13 protein-coding genes are annotated in these 11,154 nt (G+C 51.3%); 6 read left to right on the top strand and 7 right to left on the bottom strand.

Annotated elements, in window-relative coordinates; translation table 11 throughout:
* Window positions 1-59 precede the first annotated feature (59 nt).
* Together JET16_RS29415 and JET16_RS29410 are read right to left on the bottom strand one after the other, a co-directional pair.
* Window positions 60-2,258: an MMPL family transporter gene (locus tag JET16_RS29415; protein ID WP_199624772.1), complete on the bottom strand. Its 2,199-nt coding sequence runs from the start codon at window positions 2,256-2,258 to the stop codon at window positions 60-62.
* A 211-nt stretch (window positions 2,259-2,469) separates the two neighbouring features.
* Window positions 2,470-2,997 (bottom strand): hypothetical protein, encoded by a 528-nt coding sequence (locus JET16_RS29410; protein WP_199624771.1) that lies wholly within the window; start codon window positions 2,995-2,997, stop codon window positions 2,470-2,472.
* A gap of 76 nt (window positions 2,998-3,073) precedes the next feature.
* Here JET16_RS29410 and JET16_RS29405 point away from each other — a divergent pair, with 76 nt between their 5' ends.
* Window positions 3,074-3,772, top strand: a complete 699-nt coding sequence (locus JET16_RS29405) for a hypothetical protein (RefSeq protein ID WP_199624770.1) — start codon at window positions 3,074-3,076, stop codon at window positions 3,770-3,772.
* Window positions 3,773-3,804: 32 nt separating this feature from the next.
* Here JET16_RS29405 and JET16_RS30710 read toward each other — a convergent pair whose 3' ends face one another.
* From JET16_RS30710 to JET16_RS29380, 5 genes are all read right to left on the bottom strand, one after another.
* Window positions 3,805-4,719 (bottom strand): peptidylprolyl isomerase, encoded by a 915-nt coding sequence (locus tag JET16_RS30710; RefSeq protein ID WP_199624768.1) that lies wholly within the window; start codon window positions 4,717-4,719, stop codon window positions 3,805-3,807.
* A gap of 129 nt (window positions 4,720-4,848) precedes the next feature.
* Window positions 4,849-5,367: a hypothetical protein gene (locus JET16_RS29395; protein ID WP_199624767.1), complete on the bottom strand. Its 519-nt coding sequence runs from the start codon at window positions 5,365-5,367 to the stop codon at window positions 4,849-4,851.
* A gap of 74 nt (window positions 5,368-5,441) precedes the next feature.
* Window positions 5,442-6,401 carry an acetylxylan esterase gene (locus tag JET16_RS29390; RefSeq protein WP_199624766.1) on the bottom strand — a complete coding sequence of 320 codons (960 nt, stop codon included), beginning with the start codon at window positions 6,399-6,401 and terminating at the stop codon, window positions 5,442-5,444.
* A gap of 104 nt (window positions 6,402-6,505) precedes the next feature.
* The gene (locus JET16_RS29385) at window positions 6,506-6,817 is read right to left on the bottom strand and encodes a hypothetical protein (protein ID WP_199624764.1); all 312 of its coding nucleotides are present in this window, start codon (window positions 6,815-6,817) and stop codon (window positions 6,506-6,508) included.
* 71 nt (window positions 6,818-6,888) lie between these two features.
* Entirely contained in the window at window positions 6,889-7,026 is a 138-nt protein-coding gene (locus tag JET16_RS29380; RefSeq protein WP_233532452.1) for a hypothetical protein, read from the bottom strand.
* A 178-nt stretch (window positions 7,027-7,204) separates the two neighbouring features.
* On the opposite strand from JET16_RS29380, the gene JET16_RS29375 reads away from it, so the two are divergent.
* The 5 genes from JET16_RS29375 (at window position 7,205) to JET16_RS31215 (ending at window position 11,108) form a co-directional block, all read left to right on the top strand.
* Complete coding sequence (locus JET16_RS29375) at window positions 7,205-8,797, top strand: plastocyanin/azurin family copper-binding protein (RefSeq protein WP_199624762.1); 1,593 nt, start codon at window positions 7,205-7,207, stop codon at window positions 8,795-8,797.
* Window positions 8,798-8,810: 13 nt separating this feature from the next.
* Entirely contained in the window at window positions 8,811-9,386 is a 576-nt protein-coding gene (locus JET16_RS29370) for a cupredoxin domain-containing protein (protein ID WP_199624760.1), read from the top strand.
* A gap of 32 nt (window positions 9,387-9,418) precedes the next feature.
* Window positions 9,419-9,991: an RNA polymerase sigma factor gene (locus JET16_RS29365; protein WP_199624759.1), complete on the top strand. Its 573-nt coding sequence runs from the start codon at window positions 9,419-9,421 to the stop codon at window positions 9,989-9,991.
* Complete coding sequence (locus tag JET16_RS29360) at window positions 9,988-10,728, top strand: anti-sigma factor (protein ID WP_199624758.1); 741 nt, start codon at window positions 9,988-9,990, stop codon at window positions 10,726-10,728. The genes JET16_RS29365 and JET16_RS29360 overlap by 4 nt, the downstream gene beginning before the upstream one ends.
* A 206-nt stretch (window positions 10,729-10,934) precedes the next feature.
* Entirely contained in the window at window positions 10,935-11,108 is a 174-nt protein-coding gene (locus JET16_RS31215) for a putative holin-like toxin (protein ID WP_199624756.1), read from the top strand.
* The last annotated feature ends 46 nt before the right edge of the window (window positions 11,109-11,154 follow it).

The following is an 11,154-nucleotide window of genomic DNA, read 5'->3' as shown; positions in this document are numbered from 1 at the left end:
GTCACTTTTTTCAAAGTGTCCATCTTACGGGTCACAGTTCACTTGCGAGGCGGCTTTCTTCACCTTCCGGCGATCCACCTGGGCGCCCACCAATTCGCCGGCCCCAGCAGCTTCATCAAAGCCGGGACGATAATCATCCGGATGAACGTGGCGTCGATGAATATGGCGCAGAAGAGACCTACGCCCAACGCCTTAGTAATCTCAATGTCCGTAAAAATAAAGAACCCGACAACGACCATGAGGATGAAAGCGGCGCTCGTAATAACGCCTCCGGTTTTCTTAATCCCTTCCGCCGTGCTCCTGTCGTTGTCCCCCGTCCGCTCATATTCCTCCATAATTCTCGATATTAAAAATACTTCATAATCCATCGATATGCCGAACACGACACAGAAGATGGTAACCGGCAAAATAATGCTGACGTAACCGATCGAGGTGATGTTCAGCGCGTCGGCCATCCATCCGTGTTGAAAGACGGCGACGGCTATTCCCAAGCTTGCGCCGAGGCTCAGCACGTTCATCAGCACGGCTTTCAACGGAAGAAGCACGGATTTAAACGCGAATAACAGCACGACGTAAGTCACCGCCATGACAAATGCGAGCAAGGCGGGGAGACCGTTGTTGATGCGGTCCATCATGTCGATGCGGTAAGCGGTGCTTCCGGTAACCAACGCATCCAGAGAACCGGAGTCCAAGCTGCGAATTTTGCCGATGAGGGTGGCGGTACCGGCGGACTCCGGATCCGATTCCGGAACTACGACAAGCACCGCGGTATGGCGCTTAGCAAGCTTCCGGTCCTCCATTTGCCGCCTCGCCCGTCCTGACTCCAGAAGACCCGCGGTTACTTCCGGAGGGTGATCACCTAAAGCTGTAATATAGCTTTCTACATAGTTGACGCCGTGAACTTCCTTGATTCGATCGGAATAATCGCGAATGTCGCGAATCGTGTCTTCCTCCCAGACGTCCCCTGGCGCCTGGACAACGATTTGAATCGGATTTGCCTCTCGAGCGTCGTATGTTTGCTTCAACAAATCGGCGCCTTGCCTGGATTCATATGAGGGCGGCAGCACGTCTGCGGTCGGGACGCCCAGCTTCATGTTTCCGACCGGCAGCGTCAGCGCGATTAAAACCGCGCTCATCGGCAGTGCGAGAAAAACCGGGCGTTTCATAACGGCGAAGGCGAGCCGCTCCCACAGCGAAGAATTCGCCCGTCGGCGCTGAAATGCCGGAAATACCCGGAAGCTGTCGATTCTACGGCCGAATATGCCTAACAGCGCCAACAGCAGCGTATTCGAGACGATTACCGATGTAAGCACTACGAGCACTCCGCCGAGACATAGCGAGCGCATAACCGGCAAATCGATAAACAGCATCCCGAGCATTCCGATCAATACGGCAAACCCCGAGAAAAGTATAGATTTGCCTGCCGTCCCGCTCGTCCGCGCAACCGCTTTGCTTACCGAACGCTGCCGTTTCAGTTCGTCGCGGAAGCGGCTGACGACAAACAGCGCGTAATCTATGCCTACGGCAAGCCCGACCATTGTGACCATACTCGGCATAAAGTTCGACAAGGAGTACGATTGGGCGATAAAATACGTTATCCCGAGCGTAATTGCGACGCTCATGACGCCGGCAATCAACGGCAGGAGGGCTGCCCATAATGTGCCGAAAATAAGCAGCAGCACAATAAGCGCGATCGGCAAGCCCATCAGCTCCGACTTGGCCATGTCCTTCTTGGTTGCCTGTTGGACGTCGTAAAGCGTTGCCGTTCCTCCGTTCACATAAACCTTCATACCTTCGGGAGCGGCGATTAGGCTGCGGAATTCCGGATACTTCACCAACGCTTCCGTTCTGCTGACGGTAAGCTCTACAAGAACCGATTGAATGTCGTTTCGATCGGCTAGCCGCGTAGTTTCGATTATCGAGATATTGGCTACGTACGGAAGATTTTTGAGCTCGGCCAAGGAATCCAATATCGTCTGAGTTGCATCTCGTCCGGTCATATTGAACGAGTCGCTCGTATATACCAGCGTTAGAGTGGACGGCGCAAAGTCCAACTCCCGCTCCAGCAAGGTCAATCCGATATCTGAATCGCTGCCGCGCGGCGTGAAACCGTTGTCCTTCAGCAGCCCCGGCACCTCTTGGGCGTAGTAAGCCATGACCGCGAACACGAGCGCGGAAATCAAGACGACGGTCCAGCGAAACCGATACATGGCAACACCCCAATGCCAGAGCGCCCCTATTTCCCCTGATTCCCTCATCCGCAAGCCTCATTTCCATCACATAAGTCGTATAAGTCCGGGTTATTATGTTTTGCAAATCATGGCCATTACGCAGAGGTAATTTTTACCGTTGCAGTAGACAAAGTTACTATCACCGAGTCTACAGCGGCAACTTCTACCGCTATACGACTACACAACCGCTCTTTACGCACGAACCGTCGAATGCAGCGGTAATTTTTGCCTCTGCAGTTCAACGAATTATTGATCTCATTGTATAGCAGTAAATTTTACCGCTGCACTCAAGCTTTGGAATGTTATAAATACCCGTATTATGTTCGAAATCGTACCAATTCGAGAGGCCGATATCATAATCAGCAAACATTCGATGGAGCGCGTAATGGATTCGTAACGGTATATAGCTCCATCTGCCGCCGGAGTATGTGCTGTGCCAATGTTTTTCATAAACAGGTCTTTTAAACTCTGGTATGCTTTTGATTACATCGAAAGGAATTTTGGTTCCTTGATTGATCACTTCCGGAATGGGGACGGTTTGCGACGGATATAACCTCTTCGCTTCCGCTTGATACGGAAGTCCAATAATAGTTACCGGTTCCGGAGGCTCGAGGTTTTTCAGCCGCTTTTGCAGCTCTTCCGTCCGATTATTCGGCTCGTCTGTGTGGTGACTTCGGGGACTCGATGATGCGTCGGAGGTATGGAAAACGGAAATAACCAGTACGATTGAAATTACGATAACTAGACCGCTTCTTACTTTTTTCACTTTCACCACCTCGCGGTTATTATGGTTGTTTTGAGACAAAATTAAGCAGAGAAACCGCGTTTGCGAGGTGCCCTCATTGGATAACAATGACTTGAACGAGTTTATTGAAAATGTTCCCTGGTTCTTCAACGAAGACGATAAGATCAATGTAGCTGGCGAAACCAACTTTACATCGCATAATGATTTTAAAAGCAAGTACCCCAAATTAACCCGGTTATTGTCTCAAGCAAGGGTCACAATTATTAATGTGAACGAATTGAACGAATATATGTTGTTCGGTTGGACGAACAAACACGGTGAATCATTCGGATGGCTATGCTTGCCACCACACAAGCTTGACTACCTGCGCAACAGCGAATTGCATGAAGATCATATTTTGTTGCTTCGCTCGTTTGGAGGTATCGTTGAAAGATGGAATGAGCCGGAGGAAAGCTGGTTATGTAACCTTAAAAGCGCTTTGACTTTGAAAGATTCGGTTGAAGGATTTGATTGGCTCGAAGAATTGTTTACGGAACGATGCAAGGATGAAGGATTGGAGCCCGGAATAAATTCTTATGATTACATTGCATTTGCATTTGAAGCAAACGGTAATATGACTCTCTACAACAAATACACAAGCGAGGTGTTAATGTTTGCTCACGACCATTGCTTTGAACATATTCTCCCGTTGCAAAATTGCCCCGATTACACGCTATATCGTTTACAAAACTGCCGTACTTTCTCAGATTGGGTTGAAACAGTCGCGAATCAATGGCTGGACAATATCCAAAAATAAGAGGCTGCCTTTCGGCAGCCCCGCTCGTCTTATTATAACGTTTCCAAATAGTTCTCGATTTTAGCCTTCGATCGAACTTCTTCCAACCAGCTTGTCGACATATTCGATATTCCTTCGGAAATAAGCTGCTCGCGAATGTCTTCCTTTTTCTCTTCCAAGGTCGGTGTATATTCGTCTTTACGGTCTGTGACCTTGATGATGTGGAAGCCGTGACTCGTTTCAACGATTTCGCTTAATTTCCCGACTTCCAATGCAAACGCCGCCTTTTCAAAAGCTTCCTCCATGACGCCTTTCCCGAAATAATCCAGATCGCCGCCGGCTTCGGCCGACCCGGTATCTGTGGATTTTTCTTTCGCCAATTCGGCGAAGTCGGCGCCTTTATTCAGCTCCGTTAAAACCGCATCCGCTTCCTCTTTTGTCTTCACCAAAATATGCGATGCCCTGACTTGCTCCGGTGTTTTGAGCGATTCAAGGTTTTCGTCGTAATATTTCTTGATATCCTCATCGGTAACGGTAACGTTCGGCTCGAGAAGCTTGCGGAGCTTCGCCTGAGTTTCTACGTCCTTCTTCAAGCTTTCCATAGTCATGCCGTAAGACTGCAAAGCTTGTTCAAACTCCTCATCCGAAGAAAACGTCGCCCGGATCGAATCGATTTCCTTCTCGATATCTTCGTCCGTCACGCTGATACCCACCTTCTCCGTTTCTTGACGAATGAGCTCTTCATCAATCATCTGCTGCAGCATTTGATTGCCGCCGCTTTTGAACATCGCATCGAAAAGCTGGTTCCGGTCGATTTCGACCCCGTTCACTTTTGCCACCGCTTCGGCCGTCCCGGCCGCCCCCCTTGCTTGGTTAACAGGCGGAAATAAAGCGACATAGATAGCGAATAATACTAAAATGCCGGAAACGATAATGATCCACTTGCGATTTTGCCGTAATTCAGCCACGCCTCAAACTCCCTTCTCTTCCGCCAATGCGGCGACATGTCCACATTATGCGCCACGAAGCTTAAACAAACTTTAAAGGAAGCTTAATTTTCGCTGAATGGACAAATTAATCACGGTATAACACATCGCCTAGCTCCCGAAGGGACGCGTTGGTAATTGAAGCAGCCGTCCTACTGCCGTCGCTTGTTCCACTTCGGCACAGCGTGGTTCATCCGTGAACCACGGTGTTTCACTGTGGAACAAGCGCGCCCGTTCAAACGGCTCTTGTTCCACTTCGGCACAACGTGGTTCATCCGTGAACCACCGTGTTTCATTGTGGAACAAGCGCGCCCGTTCAAACGGCTCTTGTTCCACTTCGGCACAACGTGGTTCATCCGTGAACCACCGTGTTTCACTGTGGAACAAGCGCACCCGTTTAAACGTCTCTTGTTCCACTTCGGCACTACGTGGTTCATCCGTGAACCACCGTGTTTCATTGTGGAACAAGCGCGCCCGTTCAAACGGCTCTTGTTCCACTTCGGCACAACGTGGTTCATCCGTGAACCACCGTGTTTCACTGTGGAACAAGCGCACCCGTTTAAACGTCTCTTGGTCCACTTCGGCACTACGTGGTTCATCCGTGAACCACCGTGTTTCTCTGTGGAACAAGCGCGCCCGTTCAATGATGCGGGTACAAAAGGCCGTTCCCGAATCAAACGCGGATGATCAGGAACGGCCGCCGCTTATAATCCAAGCATGAATTGCAACGCCTTATCGTTGAAACGCGGCAAATGCTCATGCCCGAAATCCGGGTAAATCTCCAGCGATTTAGGCGCCGTGATTTTGTTGTACGCCGCAAACTGGGTGGAAGGCGGGCAAATCGTATCCATGAGTCCGACGGCCATAAGCACTTCCCCGCGAATTCTGTCCGCCAAGTGTTGAATATCTATGTATCCGAGCTTGTAAAATATTTCGTCCTCCCGCTGATGCTGCGGATCGTGGTATCGGAAGAAAACCTTTAATTCCTCATATGCGTCCTTTGCGAGATCCATTTCCCATACGCGCTTGTAGTCGGATAAGAAAGGAAAGACCGGAGCCAGCCGTTTGATTCTAGGCTCCAAAGCAGCGCACGCAATAGTTAGCGCGCCTCCCTGCGAGCCCCCTGCTGCGCCGACACGCGTTTCGTCGACCTCGGGGAACCCCATCACGATGCCTGCAAGCTGCGCCGTATCCAAGAACACGTGCCGGAACAGCAGCTGGTCGGGATGATCGTCCAGTCCGCGGATGATGTGGCCTTTCAACGTCGTGCCCTTCACTCCGCCCGTATCCTCCGAGGTGCCGCCTTGACCGCGGACGTCCAAAGCGGCGACGGAATATCCCAGCGATGCGTATATCAGCTTGTCCGCCCAATCCCCTGAATTCCCGGAATACCCGTGGAATTGAAGAACGGCGGGGTGCGGCGACGCAGCATGCTTCGGACGGACATATTTCGCGTGAACCCTCGCTCCCCTTACTCCGGTAAAATACAAATCGAAGCACTCGGCAAAAGGAACTTGAAACTCGCTAGGCGCCAGCTCCACTTGCGCGTCCGCCGCTTGCATCTCCGCAACGGCACGGGACCAATATTCGTCGAAATCGGCGGGCTTCGGGTTTCGACCTTCATACTTCTTAAGCTGCTCCAACGGCATGTCGACTAAAGGCATCGCCGCACTTCCTCCATTCCTAGATAGCAAAAATTTTTCCATCAGTCCTTCTCTCCACGTATAATAACAAATCGCGAAAACATAGGGAAGGATTGAAATTGTCTCTATGACTCAGCACCCGATATCCATAGCCGCGCCGGATCCGCGGGATCCCGTTTCACGGGATGCACGAAGTACACGTCTTTCGATTTTCTCGCCTCCTGCGCTTCTAGCACGCTGATCGGTACCCCCGCGCGCGTATACGCCGCCGTCCCGTCCGGATACTTGCGCGGCTTTCCGCCGCAGCGGACCGCAAGCGTCGAATGCAGCATCTCCTCCAATGCGTATACTTCCGTTACGGACAAAAGGTGCTCCAAATAAGGGACATTGACGGAGGAGACGATCTTTCTTACAATATCCCGCTTATAGACTTGCATCGGGTTCAAGGTGCCGCAGAAACAATCGATCCCGAAAAAAGGCCGCCAACGCTCCCACTCCTTCCACAGCGTTAGTGGGAGCGGTTGATCAGCATGACTTGGTCCGTCCGGGCGATCCGGCGAAAAATATTATGAAACACATATTCGACGGAACCGCCTAATACGGGCGGGATTGGCAGCTGCTCCGGGGCGATGACGAGCACCTTCAATAGAACCAAGCCTTTCCGATATATTTGCGAAACAGTACATCATATTCGATGAATCCCTTACTCAACTGGCATTTATCCATGCAGCCGGTTCGAAAAAATTTAATCGGCGTTCAAACCGCTTTCATCCGTCGTTCGTTACTTATTAGTGGGTAACATTTTTCAAAGGAGGATTTTAATAATGGCGAAAAATAGCGGCGCATGGACATCTTTGGTTGTTTCAATCGCACTTGTATTTCTGTCATTCGTCTCCGTCGCATCGGCAGAAGAGAGCCAGGTTACGGTGCAAACGGATGCGGACATTGCGAAAGAGCTCGGGCTGCTGCTTGGAGACGGTGACGGGGTAACCGCGCAGTACTTGAGCAAGAAATCGACACGCATGCAAGCCGCGATCATTTCGCTGCGGCTCAAAGGACTTTTGCAGGAAGCGGCGAATTACACGGGGACCGCCAATTTTTCCGATGCCGGCAAGGTGGGCAAAGAAAATGCGGCAATACTTGCATACTTGAAAGCTCATCCGGAAGAAGGATGGACGGGAACGGGCTCCGGCGCATTCGACCCGCTGGCGGAAATCAGCTCGCAGCAGCTGTATAAAGTGCTTCTGGAAACGCTGGGCTTCCGTTCGGGAGCGGACTTTACATATGCGGAGACGGAACAGTTCGCCGCATCGAAAGGCTTGCGGCAAATCGCCGGGACGAAATCATTAACCAACGCGCATATCGCGACAGCTTTGGTAGAGTCGCTTTCGGCGGCAACGGCGGACAGTGGGACGCTCTTCAGCGCGTTGCAATCCCGCGGAGCGATATCCGCGGATGCCAAGCTTCCTCTGGGCGATCGGATCTCCTTGCGCGCCAATAAAGATTTAGGAACGTATTTCACGGACGAAGAAGGCCGAACGTTGTATTTCTTTACGAAGGACGCGGAAGACCCGAATTCGTGCAAAGACAACTGCTTGAAAAATTGGCCGGTTTACTATACGGATCATCTGCAGATCCCTTCTTCGTTGAATAAAGCCGATTTTGGCGTGTTAGCCCGTACGGACGGAGCCAAGCAGTTGACTTATAAAGGCTGGCCGCTCTATTACTTTGTTAAGGATGCTAAAGCCGGCGATGTGAACGGCGAGGCGGTCAACGGGGTATGGTTCGTCGCAAAGTCCGACTATAAAGTGATGATCGGGACGTCGACGACACTGGGAAATTATTTGACCGACGATTACGGACGCACTTTGTACTACTTCAATAAAGATACGCCGAAAACAAGCGTCTGCGAAGGAAAGTGCATAACAAACTGGCCGGTTTATACTTCGGCTGGAGGCAGTGTGCCTACGACGCTGAAGTCCGCAGATTTTGGCGAGATCACCCGTTCCGACGGAAACGGACAATCGACATTCAAAGATTATCCTCTTTATTATTTCGTGCAAGACAAGAGCCGCGGCGAAACCAAAGGACAGGATGTCAACCAGGTATGGTTTGTGATCGATCCGGCCAAGTTCAACGGAACTTCCGCCTCTGCGTCTTCCGTGAAAACGTACAACGTTGACATCAAAGAGTTTTCATTCGGCACCGAGCCGTTAACGGTAGAGGCCGGTTCGAAAATCGTGTTCACCAATCACGATAATATGAAGCATAACGCAGTCGCGGAGGACGGCTCTTTCTCCACCCCTCTCTTGGCTAAAGGCGAGTCGTATACGATTACGCTGGCCAAAACCGGGACTTACGAATATTACTGCGAGCCGCACAAAGATTTTATGACAGGCACAATTATCGTAAAGTGAGTGGTACATCCGGATGCGATTACATCGAAGTACGGCGCTAGTCATGCTGTTAAGCACATTGTTGATCGTCATGTTTTCCGCATGCGGGGCGCAAGATGCCGCGAAACCGGCGCAAAACAACGCGCACACGGATACGGTCGAGGAGTCTGCGGTGCAACCTGTGGAGGAGTCTGCGGCGAAACCCGTGAAGGAACCGGCGGAGCATCAACCTGTTGAGGAACCGGATGAGAAGCGTATCGACGAAAATGCGGAAAAACCTGCCGAACAACCGGCTGAGCAACCTGTTGAAGAGCCTGCCGCTGAACCGGCAGAGCAAGCCGCCGACGAACAGCCGGCAGCGGCCCATGTCGTGGAGATTGTTGACTTCGCTTTCTCGCCGGAAAAGCTTGAGATCAAGGCCGGCGATACCGTAACGTTCGTCAATCGGGACAAGGTCGGACACACCGCGACCGCCGACGACAAATCGTTCGATACCGGTCAATTGGGGCGAGATGAAGAAAAGCAAATCACCTTTAACGAAGCCGGTGAATTTTCTTACTTTTGTTCGCCTCACCCGGGAATGAAAGCAACGATCGTTGTCACTGAATGAGTCAATTTGGAACCGTCTGGAGGCATCCGGATATGCGCAATCTTTCCGATTATGAACTGATGCAGCAGGTCAAACGCAAACGGCGCAAGGCGCTGTCGATTTTGTATGACCGGCATGCCGCATTCATCTATTCTTTCGCATACAAAGCGGTAAAAGACGAGTCGGCGGCACGCGACATCGTTCAATCGGTTTTTCTCAGATTGTGGACGACGGAATCCGGCTATAATCCCGATAAAGGCACTTTTTCCGGCTGGTTGATCACGATCACCCGCAACATAACGATAGACCGCATACGCAAAGACCGCCGGGAATCGGGTATCGTTATCCAGATGGAACCCGAGAGATGGGAGCACATTCCCGATCATTCGTTCATGTCTCCGGAAGAGAATGCAGTGCGGGATTCGGAAAGACAGCAAATTCGCGCCGCATACCGGCATTTGTCGGAACAGCAGATCATGCTGTTGGAGCATTTCTATTGGCGAGGATACAGCTTGAGCGAATTGGCGGAAATCTACAATCAACCGCTCGGCACGGTGAAAAACCGGCTGCATCAGGCATTGAAAATATTGCGCAGACATTTGCTGACGGAAGGGGAGGGATTATGATGCGCGAAAGCGGGCGGGAAGAAATTTGCGAACTGTGCCTGGCTTATGTTTCAGGAGAATGCACAGCTGAAGAGACTGCGGCTTTCGAACGTCATCTCCCCGGATGCAGCTTCTGCCGGGCCGAAGTCGATGACCTGAGGAGAGTGTGGGAGGTGCTTCCCGCCGATATGGAGCGGATCGAACCGCCTGAAGATTTAAAGAAACAAGTGCTTGACGCCGCTTTCGAGGCTGACCGAAGCGGGAACGCTTCTCGCAGATTATTTGCCAACCGATGGTTAACGATTGCTGCTGCGGCCGCACTCTTGCTGTTGGCGGCAGGAACGTTCTGGAACGTTCAGTTAATCCGCGATCGTGCGGCCGCACCTCTGCCGATCGAACAAGCGTTATCCGTTCCGGCCGCGCAAATCGAGCGTCTCGTATCGCTGCAGCCGCAGTCCTCCGGCACGGAACGCTCATACGGAGTCGCTTGCATCGTAAATAACGGTCAGAGCAAACAGTTTATCGTGTATGTGTTCGGGGCGAAACAAACGACGGGTACGGAAGCCTATCAAGTTTGGCTGATACGCGGTAATGAACGAACGAGCGCCGGCACGTTCCGCGTCGGCGAACGGGGCATAGGCGTGCTTGCGATGCCGATTGCATCCGGCACCCTCTCGTTCGATTCGATCGGCATTACGCTTGAACCGGACGACAGCGGCGCTCAACCCCGCGGAACGAAAGTATTCGGATCGACTTAACGTTGTGAAGGGCGGCCGGCAGCCGCCCTTCACTTTTCTTATTTCAGCTAGCGGCATGCTCTCAGCAGAAAACATGCGGTGAACGAAGTAACGGTCAAAATTGCTTTTATTAAGTAGAACACTTGTACGCATCTAGTAAAAAAGTTACAATGAAAGTACAATTGAATCTTGGGTGGGCATGGCTTCCCTTCGAGAGGAGGTGAGTCATGGAAGTTGAAAATGCATTCGGCATCATGATCGGCTTTTCTACATTTGTAATTGCACTTTTAACAACCTTCGTCAGAAGTCCCCTTCATCAACGAAGTAGGTGGGGGATGAATGACGATTTTCCCGAACATCCCCGCAGGGGATGGGCAGGGGAAACAGCATCTTCTATATGAGCCATTTGGAATTTTCCTGACAATCCCTTCCGAAACGAACGTATGT

This window comes from Paenibacillus alkalitolerans, assembly GCF_016482785.1.
Classification (GTDB): domain Bacteria; phylum Bacillota; class Bacilli; order Paenibacillales; family YIM-B00363; genus Paenibacillus_AE; species Paenibacillus_AE alkalitolerans.
The sequence above is the reverse complement of the archived record's forward strand: the minus strand, read 5'-3'. Positions and strand labels throughout refer to the sequence as shown.